At 73.6% G+C, this 18,388-nt stretch carries 13 protein-coding genes; 5 read left to right on the top strand and 8 right to left on the bottom strand.

What is annotated here, in order from left to right:
* The first annotated feature begins 6 nt into the window (after positions 1-6).
* Positions 7-1,305, top strand: a complete 1,299-nt coding sequence (locus CXR04_RS31895; RefSeq protein ID WP_101425677.1) for an extracellular solute-binding protein — start codon at positions 7-9, stop codon at positions 1,303-1,305.
* 2 nt (positions 1,306-1,307) lie between these two features.
* Positions 1,308-3,776, top strand: a complete 2,469-nt coding sequence (locus CXR04_RS31890) for a TIM-barrel domain-containing protein (RefSeq protein ID WP_234380583.1) — start codon at positions 1,308-1,310, stop codon at positions 3,774-3,776.
* Positions 3,777-3,923: 147 nt separating this feature from the next.
* On the opposite strand, the gene CXR04_RS31885 is transcribed toward CXR04_RS31890, so the two are convergent.
* From CXR04_RS31885 to CXR04_RS31850, 8 genes are all read right to left on the bottom strand, one after another.
* Complete coding sequence (locus tag CXR04_RS31885; RefSeq protein WP_101425675.1) at positions 3,924-4,724, bottom strand: IclR family transcriptional regulator; 801 nt, start codon at positions 4,722-4,724, stop codon at positions 3,924-3,926.
* A 105-nt stretch (positions 4,725-4,829) separates the two neighbouring features.
* Positions 4,830-5,894 (bottom strand): LacI family DNA-binding transcriptional regulator, encoded by a 1,065-nt coding sequence (locus CXR04_RS31880; protein ID WP_101425674.1) that lies wholly within the window; start codon positions 5,892-5,894, stop codon positions 4,830-4,832.
* The gene (locus CXR04_RS31875; RefSeq protein WP_101425673.1) at positions 5,891-6,844 is read right to left on the bottom strand and encodes an ROK family protein; all 954 of its coding nucleotides are present in this window, start codon (positions 6,842-6,844) and stop codon (positions 5,891-5,893) included. Before CXR04_RS31875 ends, CXR04_RS31880 begins: the two co-directional genes overlap by 4 nt.
* Positions 6,841-8,553: a class I mannose-6-phosphate isomerase gene (locus CXR04_RS31870; RefSeq protein WP_101425672.1), complete on the bottom strand. Its 1,713-nt coding sequence runs from the start codon at positions 8,551-8,553 to the stop codon at positions 6,841-6,843. The genes CXR04_RS31875 and CXR04_RS31870 overlap by 4 nt, the downstream gene beginning before the upstream one ends.
* Before the next feature lie 21 nt (positions 8,554-8,574).
* A complete protein-coding gene (locus tag CXR04_RS31865; RefSeq protein ID WP_101425671.1) occupies positions 8,575-11,796 on the bottom strand; it encodes a glycoside hydrolase family 38 C-terminal domain-containing protein in 3,222 nt (1,073 codons plus the stop codon).
* Positions 11,797-11,915: 119 nt separating this feature from the next.
* Positions 11,916-12,728, bottom strand: coding sequence for a carbohydrate ABC transporter permease (locus CXR04_RS31860; protein ID WP_101425670.1), 813 nt, complete (start codon positions 12,726-12,728; stop codon positions 11,916-11,918).
* Between the two features lie 14 nt (positions 12,729-12,742).
* The gene (locus CXR04_RS31855) at positions 12,743-13,711 is read right to left on the bottom strand and encodes a carbohydrate ABC transporter permease (protein ID WP_101425669.1); all 969 of its coding nucleotides are present in this window, start codon (positions 13,709-13,711) and stop codon (positions 12,743-12,745) included.
* Positions 13,708-15,072, bottom strand: coding sequence for an ABC transporter substrate-binding protein (locus CXR04_RS31850; protein ID WP_101425668.1), 1,365 nt, complete (start codon positions 15,070-15,072; stop codon positions 13,708-13,710). The genes CXR04_RS31855 and CXR04_RS31850 overlap by 4 nt, the downstream gene beginning before the upstream one ends.
* Before the next feature lie 297 nt (positions 15,073-15,369).
* On the opposite strand from CXR04_RS31850, the gene CXR04_RS31845 reads away from it, so the two are divergent.
* The 3 genes from CXR04_RS31845 (at position 15,370) to CXR04_RS31835 (ending at position 18,378) form a co-directional block, all read left to right on the top strand.
* Positions 15,370-16,572 (top strand): anhydro-N-acetylmuramic acid kinase, encoded by a 1,203-nt coding sequence (locus CXR04_RS31845; RefSeq protein WP_101425667.1) that lies wholly within the window; start codon positions 15,370-15,372, stop codon positions 16,570-16,572.
* A gap of 268 nt (positions 16,573-16,840) precedes the next feature.
* Positions 16,841-17,653: an SAM-dependent methyltransferase gene (locus CXR04_RS31840; RefSeq protein ID WP_199850572.1), complete on the top strand. Its 813-nt coding sequence runs from the start codon at positions 16,841-16,843 to the stop codon at positions 17,651-17,653.
* Complete coding sequence (locus CXR04_RS31835; RefSeq protein WP_101425665.1) at positions 17,650-18,378, top strand: haloacid dehalogenase type II; 729 nt, start codon at positions 17,650-17,652, stop codon at positions 18,376-18,378. Before CXR04_RS31840 ends, CXR04_RS31835 begins: the two co-directional genes overlap by 4 nt.
* Positions 18,379-18,388 lie beyond the last annotated feature (10 nt).

Raw genomic sequence — 18,388 nt, 5'->3', positions numbered from 1 at the left:
GTCGGCATGTCCCGCCACGCACTTCCACGCCGCGACACCCTCAGACTGCTGGGCCTGGGCACCCTCGGGCTCGCCGTGCCCGGCGCCCTCGCCGCCTGCGCCCCCTCCGGGGGCGGCTCGGGCGACGGCGGCGACGCCGATGCCAAGAAGTTCGGCTTCACCTCCTGGGCCCTCAACGAGGAGGCAAGCAAGCCCGTCGTGGAGGGGATCATCACCGCCTGGGAGAAGTCCGGGAAGGTGGAGGTCTCCACGACGGAGTATCCGTACAACGAGTATCTGAAGCAGTTGACGCTGAAGCTGAGCAGCGGGGGAATCAGCGGCGCGGTGCAGTTGGACATCGCGTGGCTGGCGGCGGTGGCGCAGATGGGCACGCTGCTGGACCTGGGGGACGCGGCGGCCGGGGCGGGCTACACGGACGTGGCACTGCAGAGCGGGCAGTACGAGGGTGTGCAGTACGGACTGCCGTGGACGACGGGCTCCATCGGGCTGATCGGCAACCAGAAGCTGCTGGACGAGGCCGGGATCCGCCGGCTGCCGGGCACGATCGCGGAGTTCGAGGACGCGCTGCGGGCGCTGAAGGACCTGGGCGGCGGGGTGACGCCGTACGCGGCGGCGACGAAGGTGGAGCAGCTCAAGGACATCTTCCCGTGGATGCAGACCTTCGGCTGCCCGATCCTGGCGGACGGCGAGGTCGCGATCGGCGACGACGCGTCGGTGGACGCCGTGGAGTGGTTCAAGAAGCTCTACGACGAGAAGCTGATCGCCAAGGCGGTGGACCGCTTCGACGCCCGCGCGCTGTTCGCGCAGGGCAAGGTGGGCTTCTACGACGACGCGCTGGTCGGCAAGGGCGCGACGCTGGCGGAGGCGACCGACGAGTCGCTGGCGGAGGCGATGGTCGCGGTGCCGCGGCCGGTGCTGAAGAAGGGCGACGACCCGCAGGCGCTGCTGTGGGGGCACGTCATCGTGGTGACGAAGGGCGAGGGTTCGGCGGCGGCGACGGACTTCGCCGTGCACACCACCTCCGACCAGGCCACGGTCGTCGACTACTTCGGGAAGCTGGCGCTGCCGCCGACGACGGCGGAGGGCCTCGCGGCGCCGGAGGTGGCGTCGGACACGTTCACCACGGAGTGGACGGAGAAGATCACGGCGACCGCGACGCCCGGCCCGTTCTGGACGTACGCGAACAACGCGCAGATCGAGGAGGCGGTCGCCAAGCAGGTGCAGGCGGTGCTGGTGGGCGACTCCTCGGCGAAGGACGCGATGCGGACGGCCGGCGAGGACGTCGTCCGCCTGATCGAGGAGTGAGCGTGCGCACAGGTGTCAGAGCGCGCGCGGTGCGCCGTACGCTGCTGCCCGCGCTGCCGCTCGCGCTGCTCCCGGCGCTGCTGCCGCCCGCGCAGGCAGCGCAGCCTGCGGACGCGGGGCGGGGCGCCGGGGTCGCGGGGGTGGCGGGTTCCGCGGGGAGCCCGGCGGGGTACCGCGTCACCGAGCAGGGGCGCGGCCTGGTCGTCACCGGCGCGACGTACCGGATGACGATCGCGGAGGACGGGTTCCGCTACGGCTTCGAGCGGCGCGACGGCACGGCCGTGGCGCCGCCGCACGCCGTGTCCGGGCTGCGGGTGAAGGGCCCGGGGGACGCGGAGTTCGCGGACGCGGAGTCCGCCCGGCTCGTCACGGCGGGCCGGTCGGCGGCGGTGCTGGACGTGCGGCTCGCCGGCGGCGGCCCGGCGCGCGTCGTGCTGCGTCCGCAGGCCCGCTCGGTGGGCGTGGCGGTGACCGGGCTGCCCGCGTCGAGCACCGTCGACCTGCGCACGGGTCATGCCGGCCCGGCGTACGGGCTCGGCGACCACGGCTCGTTCGGGGACGGCCGGCCGGAGACCGGCACGCCGTGCAGCGGCAAGGTGGAGGCGCGCCCGCGGGCGGAGCTGACCGGGCTGGTCCTGGACAACGTCACCAACCAGGGCTCCTGCAAGCGCTTCGTCTCCACCTTCGCGGTCTTTCCGCGGCAGAGCTTCGCCGAAGTGCTGTTCGCCGAGGGGCAGAAGCGCGTCGGCCTGACGGAGACGGAGAACCGGCTGGGGGTGGCGGGCGCCGACGGCGTCGACGGGCTGCACTACTTCCTCGGCACGGACGTCAAACAGCTCTACGCCGACTACCGCCGGGCCCGGCACGCCGCAGGATACGCGGACGTCCGGCCGCGGCCGCGGATGTTCGAACTCGGCTGGGAGGCGTACGGGGCACTGGGCTGGAACACGTACCAGTCGTCGGTGGAGGACACCGTGCGGGACTTCCTCGACCACGGCTATCCGCTGGGCTGGGGCGTGGTCGGCTCCGGCTTCTGGCCGGGTGAGCGCGGCAATCCGGCGGAGGGCACCACGAACTCCTTCGGGATGTGGGACGACACGGCGGAGGAGGGCCGCGACGACGGGCTGCCCAACCCCCGCTACCCGGACCCGGATGCGCTGAAGCGGCTCTTCGCGAGCAACGACGTGGCGCTCCTCCTCGGCGCACGCAACAACTTCAAGGCCGCGAAGGACGACGGCGGCAACCACAACCCGGCCACGGACGCCGGGTTCGTGGAGGAGGCCCGGCGCAGCGGCTACCTGCTGGCCGGCCCGGACGGCGAGCCGGTGAAGGTCACCCGGGCGCAGTTCCCCTCCGGTGCGTCGTACGTGCTGGACGGCCGGAATCCGGAGGCCGTCGACTGGTACGTGGCGCAGACCCGCAAGTGGGGCGTGGACGGCTGGAAGGAGGACACCATGCTCTACAGCCCCGACCTGTGGCGCGACGGCAACTGGAACGCGCTGCTGAAGGCGCTGCACGACGCCGGGGACGCGGTGATGGTGCGCAACACCGCCTATTCGCTGCCCGGCGACTGGGCCAGGATCAACGACACGATCTACGGCACGGGCGCGGTGTACCACGAGGACCCCGACCGGATGCCGGTGAACCTGCTGAACATCGCGGCCAGCGGCTACGGCAACCTCTACCCGGACTTCGTCGGCGGCACCCCCGGCAAGGCGGAGCCGACCGACCCGGCGTACCGCGCGTACTTCGCCCGCAACGTGCAGTTCAACGCGCTCACGCCGGTGCTCGGCTTCGGCCAGGGGCCGTGGCGGTTCGGGGACGACGTGGCCGCGGACGCAAGGAAGCTGGCGCTGTGGCACGACTCGCTGCATCCGTACCTCTACGACGCGGTCCTCGACGGGCACGCCTCCGGCTTCCCGTACGCGATGACGCCGCTGCACCTGGCGTATCCGGCGGACGAGCGGACGTACGGGCTGGTCGACGAGTCGACCCGGCGGTACGAGTGGATGCTCGGTGAGTCGCTGCTGGCCGCCCCGGTGTGGGGGGCGGACTTCGCGACGGCGACCGGGCGGGACGTGTACCTGCCGGCGGGGAGGTGGATCGACGTCAACACCGGCGAGCGGCACGAGGGCCCGGTGACGCTCACGGGCCACGAGGTGGCCCGGGGCGACGTGCCGGCGTTCGTGGGCGGGAAGGGCGTGCTGGTGCGCCGGGTGGAGGCCGGTTCTTCGGCCCGGCTTCAGGCACAGGTATTCCCGGTGACGCGGGATTCGGTGTACAGCTACGGTGACGGGAAGCGCACGTCCAGGATCGTGAACGCGAACGCCGGCTGGCACGCGAAGTCGCTGAAGGTGCTGGACACGACCACAGGACGCGCGGTCGACTTCTCCGTGGACCCCGTCACCGGCGCGGTCGGGTTCCCGCTGCGCGCGGGGCACGACTACCGGCTGGTGGGCGGGAGGTCGTGAGCGTCCGCGGGTGAAGCGGGCGGTCGTCGCCGTCGAGGGTTCGGCCGACGCCCGCCGGAGCCCGGTCCCGAGGCCCGCACCCCGGGACCGGGCTCACCTGTGTCCCGGGGTGCGGAACGGGCGTACGGGCTTACGGGGGCGGCGGGTTCAGAGCGCGGCGGGGCGGGCGTGGGCGAGGTAGCCGAGTCCGGTGGAGATCTGGTCGGCGTACTCGACGGTCCTGGCGGCGAGCGTGTCCTGACGGGCGGTCAGATCCATGGCGGACAGCGAGCCGGAGACCGACAGCGCGGCGACGACCGCGCCCGAGCGGTCGCGTACGGGCGCGGCGAGGCAGGCGCGGCCGAAGGCCAGTTCCTCGATTTCGGTGGCGTAGCCGCGGGCGCGGGTCTCGGCCAGGGCGTCGAGCAGCCCGGGGAGGCCGGTGATGGTCCTGCGGGTGTACGCGGGGTAGTCGGGGCCCATGAGATCGCGGACCTCGTCCTCGGCGAGCCCGGAGAGCAGCGCCTTGCCCATGGCGGTGGCGTGCAGCGGGGCGGAGCGGCCGGTGAGGGTGAAGGTCCGCGGGGCGAGGGGGCCTTCGAAGTGGCAGAGGTAGAACATGCGGTCGCCGTGGCGTTCCGCGACGTTGGCGCCGAGGCCGAGTTCGTGGGCGAGGTTCTGGGCGACCTGGCGGGCGGCGCGGTGGACGGTGGACTGGTTCAGCGCGACGCCGGCCAGTTCGACGACCTTGGGGCCGATGCGGTGCAGGCCGCTGCGCTCGTCCCGGACGAGATAGCCGAGCGACTCCAGGGCGGCCACGAGCCGGGAGACGGTGGACTGGCCGAGGCCGCTCAGCTCGACCAGCTCGGCGATGCGGCGCTCCGGCTGCTCGTCGGTGAAGTACGACAGCAGTGACAGGGCGCGCTCCACGCTCTGCGTGCCCGACGCGGTGCCTCCCGTTGCCGCCATCGCGACCTCCGTTCCCGGTCCCGGCCCCCGTTCCCCTGGCGGGAAGATGGCTCATCCAGATAGCGGATGTTACATGGACGGAAGGGCCCGGGTGCGCGGATCCCGTTACGGGTCCGGGGTGCCGTAGGAGACGAGGGTGGTCGGGACCATGGTCCGGCGCTCCGGCGGGGCCGGTGCAGTGTCCACGCGAGGGCCGGCGCCGGCGGCGCGTTCGCCGAGGCGGGCGAGGAGCAGGCGGCCGGCCTCGCGGCCGAGTTCGTCGGTGTCGTACGCGACGAGGGTGAGCGGCAGCCCGAGGGTGTCGGCCATCTCGAAGTCGTCGAACCCGGCGAGGGCGGTGGCGGTGCCGGCCTCGCGGATGGCGCGGAAGGCGCCGATGGTGTTGCGGTTGTTGGAGCAGAACAGCGCGGTCGGCGGCTCGGGCAGGGCGAGCAGCGAGGCGGCGGCGCGGGCGGCTTCCGCGGTCTGCTGCTGCCCCTGCCGTATGTACGTGCCGTCGGCGGGCAGCCCGGCGGCGGCGAGGGCGGCGGCGTAGCCGCGGAGTCGCTCGGTGCCGGTGTAGACGGCGGGCGGGGAGCCGAGGAAGCCGATGCGGCGGTGCCCTGCGGCCAGCAGCCGCTCGGTCGCCGCGCGGGCGCCGCCGTAGTCGTCGACGAGGACGTGGTCGGCGGCGAATCCGACGGGCGGCCGGCTCGCCAGCACGACGGGCACGCCCTCGGCCGCGGCGGCGGCCAGGTGCCGCTGGTCGCCGCCCGCGGGGACGGCGACGATGCCGTCGACGCGGCGGGCGACGAGGTCCTCGACGAGGCTGCGTTCGGTGTCGGGGTCCTGGCCGGTGTTGCCGATGACGGCTTTGAGGCCGTGCTGGGCGACGACGGCGTCGACGCCGAGGGCGAGGCGCGAGTAGAAGGGGTTGGCGAGGTTGGTGACGACGAGGCCGACGAGCCCGGTGCCGCTGCCGAGGCGGAGGCTGCGGGCGACCTCGTTGCGCCGGTAGCCGAGTTCGGCGACGGCGGCGCGGACGCGGGCGGCGGTGGCGGGCAGCACCTTGGGGTCGTCGCGCAGCACGCGCGAGACCGTCATGGCGCTGACCGCGGCGCGTTCCGCGACGTCCCGCAGCGTGGGCTGCGCGTCCCGCGGAGCGGGCCCGCCGGCCGGGCCGGGCGTCATCCGGCACCCCCGGCGGCAGCGGCGGCGCCGATCAGCCCGGCGTCCTCGCCGAGCAGGGCCCGTACCAACCGGCGGGATCCCGGGGGCGGTTCCGCGGAGTCCGGTGTGCCGGCGTCCGGCCGCCAGCCTCCGGCCGCCAGGGCGGTGGTCAGGGGTGGCGCGACCAGGTCCCAGGAGTCCGCCATGGAGCCGCCGACGACCAGCGCCGTGGCGCCGAACGCCGCCAGCCGCGGGCCCAGTTCCGCGCCGAGCGCGCCGAACGCCGCGCCGAGCACCCGGCGGGCCCGCTCCTCCCCCGCCCGCGCGCGCTCCGCGATCTCGCGCACGTCGACACCCGCGCCCGCCCCGTCCCCGGGCCCCGGTCCGCCCCCGCCGTCCGCGGCGGTCCCGTACCGGGCGAGGATCGCCCGGCGGGAGACCACCTCCTCCAGCGGTATGCCGTCGATCCTGGCCAGGTCCATCCGGCCCTCCGGCGGCAGCCCCGGACCCGTCGTGTGCAGCGTGCCGTCCGCGAGGAACGCGGAGCCGACGCCCGTGCCCAGGGTGATGCCCACCGCGCGGGTGTGGCCGCGGGCGGCGCCCGCGGCCCACTCGCCGGCGAGGAAGGCGTGCGCGTCGTTGCGGAAGGCGATGCCCGACGGACTCCCCGGCAGTCCGTCGAGCAGCGCCTTCCGCACGTCCACCCCGTACAGCGACTCGAACTTGCCGACGTCGGCGAAGAGCGCGATGCCCGTCGCGTAGTCGAAGGGACCCGGCACCGCCACCCCCCACCGCGCGCCCGCCGGCGTCGCCGGCAGGGCGCGGGCGCAGCGCAGGACCGCGCCGAGGATGTCCTCGGCGCGGGCCCGCGCGTCCAGCGGACGCCGCACGCGGGTGGCGACGGCGGCGGTCCGCGGGGAGACCAGCGCGGCGGTGACGTGCGTGCCGCCGATCTCCAGGACGGGGATCAACGCTCGGCGGCCTTCCTGACGAGGGCCTTGACGACCCGCACGGGCCCGCCGCCCGCGGTGGCCACGAGCCGGTAGCCGCCGACCGCGGCGGGCACGGTCAGCGTCTCGGCGTAGGACAGCTCGTGGATGTCGCCGGCCGCGGTGTGCACGGTGACGCCGGCGCCCTCGGCCACGTTGAGGACGTGGAAGCGGCCCTCGGTGTCGTCGCCGGCCTCGGCCCCTTCGTCCAGGGTGTACCTCCTGACTTCGTAGAACATCTCGTCGAGCGCGCCGAGGAGTTCCTCGCGCCAGCCGGGGCCCGAGCGCAGTTCGCGCGGGTCCTGCACCAGTTCCTGGGCCACCGCCTCGCCGCGCCGCGCGGTGTCGAGGTTCGCCAGCCCGTGCTCGTACGGCATGGGCCGCGGCTTGCCGTCGGCGCCGGGCCGCAGCCAGTCGTAGAAGCGGAGGCTGTAGAGGTACGGCGTGGCGCTGATCTCCAGGACGAGGTTGCCGGCGCCGCTGGCGTGCGGCGTACCGGCGGGGATCATGAACAACTGCCCCTTCTCGCCCGGGAAGGCCAGCACGTGGTCCTCCGGGTCCATGGGCACCGCGTCGGTGATCGCCTTCTCGATCTCCTTGCGGAACTGCCCGGTGTCGGTGTCCTCGCGCAGCCCGAGGTACACCTTGGTCTCGGCGCTGCCGAGGGTCATGTAGTACGTCTCGTGCTGGGTGTACGGCCAGCCGAACCGCTCGCGCATGTACGCGTCGCGCGGGTGGCAGTGCAGCGACAGGTTGCCGCCGTCGACGGTGTCGAGGTAGTCGAAGCGGATCGGGAACGAGGTGCCGAAGCGCGCGTGCACCTCGGGGCCCAGCACGTCCTCGGGGGCGAGGACGCACATGAGCTGGAACGGCACCTCGGCCTGCGCGTCCGGCCCGGTGCCGATCAGGATGCCGGCCTCCGGTGCGATCAGCTCGTAGCCGAGTGCGGTGTTGGGCGCGTCGGGGCCGAAGCCCAGCTCGCGCTGGGCCCAGTGGCCGCCCCAGGGGGTGGAGTTGAAGTAGGGCCGGGTGCGTACGGGCCGGCGGGCGAGTGCGGCGAGGGTGGTGCGCAGCCCGTCGCCGTCGAGGTGGACGGGGTGGGCGGGGTCCTGGACATCGAGCCAGCCGTCGATGCGGCGGGCCAGCGCGTCGCGGTGGCGGTCGAGCATGGGCCAGTCGACGTAGAACAGCCGCCGGTGGGCGGGTGCTTCGCCGGGCAGGCCCAGGTTGGCGCCGGTGGTGCCGGCGGTGACGGCGGCCTCGGCGTAGCGCTTGGGCACGTCGGCGTACCAGAGCAGGTCGTGCGGTACGACGGCGGCGCCGGGACCGTAGACGATCAGCAGCCCGGCGTCGGGGCGCCGCGCCGCGGGCGGAGTGTCGAAGAGGTCGTCGAGGGGGTTCTCGGCGAGCTTGCAGTAGTGCGGGTCGGCGGCGTCCTCGGGCCGCTCGGTGCGGCGTCTGACCTCGTCGGGCGCCGCGTAGTGGCGCCGTACGTCGAGGAGTGCCACGGGGGTGCCGCGGGCGGTGAGCTCGCGCCGGAGCCGGCCGGCGAGGGCGTCCCAGTCCGCGGACGGGGGTCCCTCGACGGCCACTACCGCCGGGCCGTGGGGGAATTCCGCCGCCACGGCCCGCCAGCCGGTGGTGAGGACGGCCGGCGGGGCGGGTGCGTAGCGCGGGTCGAGCCGGTACACGCAGTCTCCTTCGGATGTGGTTCAGCGGCGCCGGAAGAGCACCGCGGTCGTGCCGAGGGCGGGGAGGTCGACGGTGACCTCTCCGTCCGTTACCGGCAGGTCGTCTCCCGGGCGGCCGAGGTAGTCGGCGAGCCCGGCCCCGGTGACGGGGAAGAGGGCGCGTACGGGACAGGCCACGGGCTCCTCCGCGAAGGACTGCAGCCGCAGCAGCACGGCGCCTTCGCCGGCTTCGCCGCCGGGGGTGGTGGCGCCGACGAGCCGCACCCGCGGGTCGCCGATCTCGGCGAACGCCAGCCCGTCGGCGACCTCGGGGCCCCCGTCCTGCGGGGCGCGGGCCCGTACGGCGTGCAGCGGGCGGCTGAGCCCCGCGGCGGTGCGGGCGCCGAGGGAGCCGTGCGGGGTGGCGTCATCCGTACCGCAGGCCAGGCTGTAGCGGAAGGTGAACTCGAAGCCCTGCTCGCTGGGGAAGTTGGTGTCCCACAGGTTGTTGTGGATCCAGGAGAAGACGGTGGCGGGCTCGTCCTGGCCCATCGTCTTGGGGAACGGCGCGTACGGCAGCGCGATGTTCCCGAACTGCACCAGCGGCGCGTCCTGGGTGGCCCAGGCGACGGCGAGCCCGTCGTCGGCGAGCGTCACCCAGCGGCGCACGGCGCGCATGTGCTGCGCGGAGCCGGGGATGACGGACAGGCCGGTGCCGGTGGCGCCGCCGGTGGCCTCCATCCGCACGGTGGGCGTCTCGAAGGCGAAGGGGAACGCGAAGTAGGCGCTCTCCTTGCCGAGGGTGGCGTCCTTGTCGACGCGGTTGTCGATGTCGAGGCGGGCGGCGCCGTGCGGCAGCGTGAGTGTCGTACGCACCCGGTTGGCGCCGGCGGGGCGGGTCTCGTAAGTGAGGGTCTCGCCGGTGGCGGTGGACTTGCGCGCGATGAGCGCGGCCGGCGGCGCGACGGAGCGGTTGCCGAGGTGCTCCAGGCGCTCGGAGCCGGTGGTGCGGCTGGAGTTGTGGTTGAAGCCGCCGGCGGTGGTGTAGCTGTCGTGGATGTAGGCGTTGAAGCCGGCGACGGCGTCGGCGCGGACGAGTTCGCGTCCGGTGGCCTTGTCGACGACCGAGGCGATGCAGGCGCGCGCGAGGTCGACGCGGACCGCGAGGTGCTCGTTCTCCAGCAGCGTCGGGTCGGCCTGGGCGTGCGCGGCGGCGGCGGTCTCGGCGGGGTCCTCCTGTTCGGTGCCGCCGGTGGGGTTCCAGCCGGTGGCTGCCTTCAGGACGGTGCCCTCGCCGTCGGCGGTCCCGTCGTCCGCGCCTTCTGCGACGACGTCGAGGCGTACGGATCCGGCGGCCGGCACGTCCGCGACGCACACCAGCAGGAACCGGCCCGCGTCCCGGTGGTCGTCGTTGACCTGTGCCTGCTCCTCGTGCCGCAGCTTCTCGCCGGTGCGGGCGTCGCGGACGGCGACGCGCTGCTCCAGCGGCACGCTGCTCTCCGGCAGGAAGATCCGCACGACGTCGGTGCGGGCCCAGGAGCAGGTGTTGACGACGTGGTACGACACGGCGTCGGGCGCGCCGGCGAGCCGCTGGCCGAGGCGGGCGCGGGCCCGGTCGAGCAGCGAGTTGCCGTCGTCGTACGCGCGCAGCGCCTGCCCGTACTTCCAGTGCCACTGCTCCTCGCCGCTGTGGCCGCCGTGGTCGCCGTGGGTCCAGGGGTCGCCGGCGCCCCAGGTGTGCTCGTCGAAGAGGGACACGGCCTCGTAGACGGGGGCCGCGTCCCGGCTGTCGTCGGCGGCTCCCGTGGCGCCCAGGATGCCGGCGAAGGTGCCGAGGGTCTGCGCGTCGGCGACGGTGGCCTGCGCGGTGCGGGCGAGGGACAGCGGGCGGGCGCCGGAGCCGACGCCGTCGACCCACCAGTCGGTCCAGTCACCCTCGAAGGTGCGGATCTCGTCGCCCAGGCGGGCCTCGGCGTCGGTGAAGAAGTCCTCGTTGCGGGAGAGCCGGAGCTGGGGGTAGGCCCAGGTCTCGTTCCAGCGGCGGACGGTGTCGGCGATGATCCGCCGCGGCGGCGCGTTGTCGCCGAACTTGCCCTGCACGCGCAGGTGCAGGATGTCCCACGGGTAGGGCTGGCGCTTGACGTCGGCCTGGTCCATGGCCCAGCCGAAGACGCCGCCGCGGTACGGGTACGGGTTGCTGGCCAGCGACGTCAGGTAGGCGGGCAGCAGGTCGTCGACGCTGTCGTAGTCGGTGTCGAAGCCGAGCAGCGGGCCCTCCATGTAGGCCAGGCCGTGCGGGGTGTCGGTGACCCAGACGAGGATGCTGTTGCCGCTGGGCGCGCGCCAGCGGAAGAGCCGGGGCAGCTTCTCGCCGCCGACGAGGTGGGGCACGGACCGGCCGGCCCAGTTGTGCGCCACGGACAGGTACCTGACGCCCGCGGCGGCGAGCGCGTCGACCAGGCCGACGACGGCGCCGGGCACGTCGGTCTGCATCGCGGAGGTGAACTCGACACCGTGCTCGTCGCGCACCTCGTCGGCGAGCCGCAGCAGTTCGTGCAGCTCGTCGGTGGAGCAGGTCTCGGTGTGCAGGTTGAACGGCATGGCGGTCAGCTCGATGCGGCCCTCGCGGACGCGCCGTACGAACTCCTCGACCTGCTCGGCGGGGCGGGCGTCGGCCCACTGCCGGAAGGACCACAGGGATTCCACGCACCAGCGGAACCGGGACTCGGCGGGCCAGTCGTCGGTGGCGCGGGTCAGCTCCAGGCAGGAGTCGAGGAACGACAGGTGCTCGGCGAGGACGCGGCCCTGGGGGTCGGTGTAGCCGATGTCGAGGTGGGAGTGGTGGACGAGGTGCAGGGTCCACTCCCGCTGCGGGGTGAGGGTCAGCTCGATGCCGGCGTCGGCCCCGGCGCCGCCACCGGCAGCCAGGCCGACGGTGACGCGCTGGGCGGTGTCGACGGCGGGCAGCAGCAGCCGTACGGACCCGCCGGGGCCCGGTTCCGGCGCGGCGGGCAGCGCCGCGCCGGATTCGGTGCGTACGACGAGACCGGCGGCGAAGCCGTCGGGCAGGGCGCCGCCGGTGGCCGCGACGCGCAGGCTCTGCAGCAGCCCGCCGCCCTCGGCGTGCTTGAGCAGCGGCTCCTGGGTCAGGCGCAGGGCGGTGCCGGCGAGGCTGCCCTCGGCGGTGACGACGCTGCTGCGCAGGCTGTCGCGGATGCGGTCGTTGTCCCAGTCGGTGGTCTTGACGAGGGCCCGAGTGGTCATGCGGTGGTCTCCGTACTCTCCCGCGGTGGTGCGGGCGGTGAAGCGGGCGGGTTCGTGGGCCGGGCAGGGGTCGGCGGGCGGATGGGTCGGCGGTCGGGCGTCGGCAGTCGGCGGGCGGGTCAGCGGGCGGAGGCGGTGATGCCGCGCAGGAACAGGCCGCGGAACACCAGGAACACCAGCAGCGTGGGCAGCGAGACGATGAACGCGCCGGCGAGGATCACCGGCGGCCCGGCCGAGCTGTACGCCTGGTTGAGGGAGTTGAGGGCGGCCATCACCGGCTGGATCTCGGGACTGCGGCTGAGCGTGATGCCGAACAGCAGGTCGTTCCAGACGGCGGTGAACTGGAAGATGAACGCGGCGCCCAGCCCGGAGCGCATCAGCGGCACGTGGATGCGCCAGAAGATGCGGCGCATGGACGCACCGTCGAGCATCGCAGCCTCGGTGATCTCCGGCGGCATCGTCGTCATCTGGTTGCGGATGAGGAAGAACGCGAAGGGGATGGCCCAGGCCGCGTAGACGAGCATCAGGCCGAGGCGGGAGTCGTAGAGGTTGGCGTCGGCGTACATGCCGAACAGCGGGGCCAGGAACATCTGCAGCGGGAACAGCGTCCCGGAGAAGATCACCCAGAACCACAGGGCGGGCCTGGGTATCGGCAGCACGATCACGGCGAACGCGGCCATCGCCGCGACCACCACGGCCACCCCGCCGCAGACGACGGCGTACAGCATCGAGCTGGCGAAGCCGTCGCCGATGCCGGCGTCGACCCAGGCGGTCTTGAGGTTGTCGAAGATCGCGAAGCCCTGCGGGGTCCAGTCGACGGACCCCGTGTACTCCTCGACGGGGGTGAGGGCGTTGACGATCAGCAGGTAGAGCGGCAGCAGCCAGAGCAGCACGCAGCCGGCGACGAAGAGGTTGCGCATGTGGCGTCCCATGTCGGTGTCTCCTCTCAGTCCTTGGCACCGGGCATCTGGCGGCGGAGGTACAGCCAGGAGGAAGCGACGACGATCACGGAGAGCACGAGCGCGATGGCGGATCCGTACCCGACGTGGAAGAGGCGGAACGCCTCGCGGTACATGGTCAGCGCCAGCGTCTCGGAGCTGCGCGAGGGGCCGCCCTGGGTGAGGACCCAGATCATGTCGAACGCCTTGAGGCTGTTGACGATGGCCATGCCGACGACCACGACCGTCACGGCGCGCAACTGCGGCAGCGTGATGTGGCGGAACATCCGCCAGCCGGTGGCGCCGTCCAGCTCGGCGGCCTCGATCGTCTCGCGCGGGATGGCGCGCAGGCCGATGGCGAAGAGGACGACGTTCAGTCCGGTGGCCTGCCAGGTGCTGGCGACGATCATCGAGATGGTGTTCTGCGGCCACTCCAGCAGCCAGCTCTGCGCCCAGGAGTCGAGGCCGACGCCGCGCAGGATCTCGTTGACAGCACCGTCGGTGGTGAGCATGAAGCGCCACAGCGCGGCGGTGGCGGCGCCGGATATCGCGAACGGCAGCACGATGACGAGCTGGGCGAGGCCGCCGAAGCGGCGCATCCGGTGGGTGGCCACCGCGATGGCGAGGCCGGCGACGACGGGCAGCAGCAGGGTGCCGGCGACCCACATGAAGGTGTTGAGCAGCGAGCGGCCGAAGATCGGGTCCTCGGCGAGCCGCGTGTAGTTGTCGATGCCGGTGAAGCTGCTGGTGAAGCCGTTGTCCTCGAAGAAGCTGCCGTAGATGCTGCGGAGGAAGGGATAGACGAGCAGCACGCCGACGAGGGCGAGCGCGGGCAGCGCCCAGGGGACGCCGGCGAACGGTCCTCCCATGCGGCGGGTGGACGTGTTCTTCGCGGCCTGGTGCGGGCTGCGGACGGGTATGCGGCGGCGGAGGCGTACGGGCTTGGCGGCCTCGGCCGTGCCCACGGTGTCGGTCATGACTTCTCCGCCTCCCGCCACACCTTCCACGCCTCGTCGGCGCGCTCCTGCATGGTCCGCAGTCCGCTGCGGTACGAGTGCGGTTCGATGAGCATGCCCGCGAGGTCGTCCACGGTGGACTCGACGAGTTCCGGCGGGCCCTGTTCCCAGAAGCGGTTGAGCAGCCAGAGGTCCTTCGACTGCCGCGTCACACCGTCGATGACCGTGTTGGCGGGCTTGACCATCGGATTGGGGCTGCCGTCGGAGAGGCCGTGGGCGAAGGCCGTGGCGACCTCGGGGTGCAGCCAGCCGCCGGCGGCCTTCAGCGCTTCGTCCTTGTCCGGGCCCTTGACGGTGACGGCGAACGCGCTGGACTCGAAGATCACGCAGGGGCGGGCGGCCGGGTCGGCCATGGGCAGGACGAAGGCGTCGACGGTCTTGCCCGGCTTGGCGCCGGCACCGTCGAAGACGCCGCCCAGCCAGGTGCCGCAGGCCACCATCCCGATGTCGCCGTGGACGACGGCGGCGGCGGCGTTGTTGTGGTCCACGTCCATGCTGGTGAACCAGTTCTTGTCGAAGAAGCCGGCGATCGTGCGCAGCGCCCGTTCGGCCCTCGCGTCGGTGTAGCGCTCGCGCCCGTTCATCAGGTCGTCGTAGAACTGGGGGTCCTGACGGCTCAGGATCTCCTGGAACCAGATGAACGCGGGCCAGCGGCCGGCCGTGGTGCCGTGCAGCGGGGTGATGCCGTTGTCCTTCAGCCGGGTGCAGGCGGTGAGGAAGTCGTCCCAGGTCTCGGGCTTCTTCAGGCGGTGCTCCGCGAAGACCTCGGGGTTGTAGAAGATCACCCAGTACGCGAGGTTCATCGGCAGCCCGTAGACGCGCCCGCCGTAGGTGAACGCCTCGCGCAGCGAGGGCTCGACCCAGCCGCGGGACTCGGCGGCCTCCCACTCCTTCGACAGGTCCTCGATGCCGCCGGTCCTGGCAAGGTCGCGCAGCCGGTAGCCGGACCAGTACTTGAGCAGGTCGGGGGTTTTGTTGGTACGGAGCGAGGACTTGACGATCTGTTCGAAGGACTCCAGGGACGGGATGACCTCGGGTACGAGCTGCACCCCGGCGGTGGACTTGAGTGCCTGGCCGGCGGCCTGCAGCGGGGCCTCCCAGGTGGCGTTGTCGCCGTGGATGGCGACTTCGCCGGGCCCTTTTCCGGAGGCGCTGCCGCAGGCGGCGGCAAGTCCGCCGGTGGCGGTGGCGGCCGCGCCGGCCGCGGAGACCCGCAGCAGGGTACGGCGGTCGAAGCGGCCGGCGCCGGGGATTGTCGTGCGGGGGGTGGTCGTGCGGGGGTCGGCGGGTGGTGGGGGGATCGGCGGATGACGACCTGACATCGGGCGGCTCCCTTGGTCGTTCTCGTGTTATCGTTAACACGCAGTGGAGAGAGCTTGACGGCCGACTGCGGCCGACGTCAATGGGCTTGCAGTGAAATTTCAGCAGACGGCCTGACAAGTCGGGCCGCGCTTCCCCTTGCGGCGAAATGCCCGAAATGTATAGTTCTGGCCCAGTAGGTCGCAGGCCCGTCGCCGCGCCTCTGCGCAAGGACGGCACCCGGCCGCCGGGCCTGCGACCTCGACGCCGCCGCGGTACGCCGCCCGCATCCCCGCGAACGCGCCGACGACAATGGCCCGATGACCCACCCGCACCCCGCCCCCGCGCTCACCGTCGTCGGCCTGCTCAGCGGCACCTCGTACGACGCCGTGGACGCCGCCGTCTGCGACCTGCGCCTGGCCGGCGACGAACTGCTCCTGCACCCCCGCGGCCTGCACAGCGCCCCGTTCCCCGGCGAGCTGCGCGGCGCCGTCGCCGCCGCCCTGCCCCCGGCCGCGACGACGATGGCCGAGGTCTGCCGGCTCGACACCGGACTGGGCCGGTTCTTCGGCCGGGTGGCCGCCGAGGCGGTCGAGGCGGTGGCGGGCGGGCGCGCGGACCTCGTCGTCTCGCACGGCCAGACCGTCTACCACTGGGTCGAGGGCCGGCGCGCCCGCGGCACCCTCCAGCTCGGCAACGCCGCCTGGATCGCCGAGGCCACCGGGCTGCCGGTGGTCTCCGACGTCCGCATCCGCGACATCGCCCGCGGCGGCCAGGGCGCACCGCTCGCCTCCACCCTCGACGCGCTGCTCCTCCTCGGCGAAGGTCCTGGACCGCGGCGCGGGGCGCTGAACCTCGGCGGTATCGCCAACATCACGGTCCGCGGCCGCGGCGGCGAGGTCGTCGCGTACGACCTGGGCCCCGCCAACGCGCTCATCGACGCGGCGGTGGCCGACGGCACCGGCGGCGCGGAGACGATGGACAGCGGCGGCGCGCGGGCGCGGCGCGGCACCGTGGACCGGGAGCTGCTGCGCAGGCTGCTGGCCGAGCCGTACTACGCGCTGGCGGCGCCCAAGTCGACGGGCAAGGAGCTGTTCCACGGGGCGTATCTGCGCGAGCAGGTGGCCGCGGCGGGCGCGCGGCCCGCGCTGGACGACCTGGTGGCCACCGTCACGGAGCTGACCGCGGAGCTGGTCGCGGCGGCGTGCCGGGAGTACGGGGTCGAGGAGCTGGTCGTCTCCGGCGGCGGGGTGCGCAACCCGGCGCTGGTGGCGCGGCTGGCAGCACTGTGCGCGCCGGCGCGGGTGTCGCGGATGGAGGACCACGGGCTGTCGTCGCAGGGCAAGGAGGGGTATCTCTTCGCGCTGCTGGGCTTTCTGACGGTGTGCGGGCTGCCGGCGTCGGTCCCGTCGGCGACGGGCGCGCGCGAGGCGGCGCTGCTGGGCTCGATCACCCCGGGCGCCCGGCCGCTGCGGCTGCCGGAGCCGGCGGCGCAGGCGCCGGTACGGCTGCGGGTGGTGTGAGGACCGGCGGCCGGTGAGGGCCGGGGGCCGGTCAGCGCCTGGCGCTCAGCGCCGCCGCCAGCGCGGTCGACCCCGCGCAGCACCCGGGGGCCGCGTCTGCCGTAGCGCCGCCCGACGCCGGCCAGCCTCATGGACCCGGATGATCCCACGGTGGCCGCGCCCGCGGCGACCGCACTGACGTGCGCCCGGGTGGCCGGATCGCTTACGGTGCACGGGCCGTTGGACTACTTTGTGTGGCTTCAGCGCGACTGGTGGTGGGAGAGATCTGATGGGGGACGCAGATGGCGGCGGAGGCGCGCCGGTGATAGACACCGCCGTGCCGCAGTCGGCGCGTATCTGGAACTTCTGGCTCGGCGGCAGCGACAACTACCGCGTCGACCGGCTCGCGGGTGAGGCGTACGTGCGGGCCTCGCCCGCCATCGTCGACGTCGCCCGCGCCGCCCGGGCCTTCCTCGCCCGCACCCTGCGCTATCTGGCGGCCGAGGCCGGAACACGCCAGTTCCTCGACATCGGCACCGGGCTGCCGACGGCCCAGAACACGCACGAGGTGGCGCAGGCGGTGCACCCGTCGGCGCGGGTCGTCTACGTCGACAACGACCCGATGGTCCTCGCGCACGCGCGCGCCCTGCTGGTCTCCCGGCCGACCGGGGTGTGCGACTACGTGAACGCCGACGTGCACGACCCGGACGCGGTGCTGGCCGGCGCGGCGAAGACGCTGGACTTCGACGAGCCGGTGGGGCTGATCCTCAGCGGGATCCTGGGGCACGTCGCGGACTACGACGAGGCGCGCGGGATCGTGGCGCGGCTGGTCGGCGCGCTGCCCGCGGGCAGCCATCTGCTGCTCAGCGACGGTACGGGCGTGGTGCACCGGGAGGCCAGGCGGGCGCAGGACGCGTACAACAGGAGCGGCGCGGTGCCGTATGTGCTGCGGACGCCGGAGGAGATAGAAGGTTTCTTCACCGGCCTGGAGCTGCTGCCGCCCGGTGTCGTGTCGTGCCCGCGGTGGCGGCCGGACGGCGGCGGGGAGCCGGAGCCGGTGGACCAGTTCGGCGGTGTCGGACGGAAGGCGGGAAGCGCGTGACGGAAGCGGAGTTCGATCCGGGGGCGGTACGGGCCGTTGCGTTCGACGTCTTCGGCACCACCGTCGACTGGCGCACGGGCGTCGCGGAGCAGGTGACGCACCTGGCGCGGCGGCGCGGCGTGGAGCTGGACGGCGCCGGCTTCGCCGACGAGTGGCGGGAGATGTACCTGCCGTCGATGGGCCGGGTCAACGGCGGCGAGCGGGCGTGGGCGTATCTCGACGTGCTGCACCGCGAGTCACTGGACGAGCTGCTCGAACGCCACGGCATCGGCGCCGCCTTCGACGACGCCGACCGCGCCGGGCTGGTACGCGCCTGGCACCGGCTGCCCGCGTGGGAAGACGCGGCCGCGGGGCTGGCGCGGCTGCGCGGCCGGTACGTGGTGGCGGCGCTGTCCAACGGCGGCTTCGCGCTGCTGACCCACCTGGTGAAGGCGGCCGGGCTGCCGTTCGACTGCATCCTCTCCGCCGAGCTGGCGCAGCGGTACAAGCCGGACCCGGCGCCGTATCTGACGGCCGCGCGGCTGCTGGACGTGGCGCCGGGCGAGTTGCTGATGGTGGCGTGCCACGGCTGGGACCTGGCGGGCGCGCGCGGCGCGGGGCTGAGGACGGCGTTCGTCTCCCGCCCGCTGGAGAAGGGCCCGGCGGGCGGGGCGGACGCGGACGTGCCTGCCGATGTCATGGCGCGGGACTTCACCGGCCTGGCGGACGCGTTGGGCTGTCCGTGACGGTGCGTTC

Origin of the sequence: Streptomyces sp. CMB-StM0423, assembly GCF_002847285.1 — a bacterium.
In the GTDB taxonomy this organism is placed as follows: Bacteria; Actinomycetota; Actinomycetes; order Streptomycetales; family Streptomycetaceae; genus Streptomyces.
The sequence above is the reverse complement of the archived record's forward strand: the minus strand, read 5'-3'. Positions and strand labels throughout refer to the sequence as shown.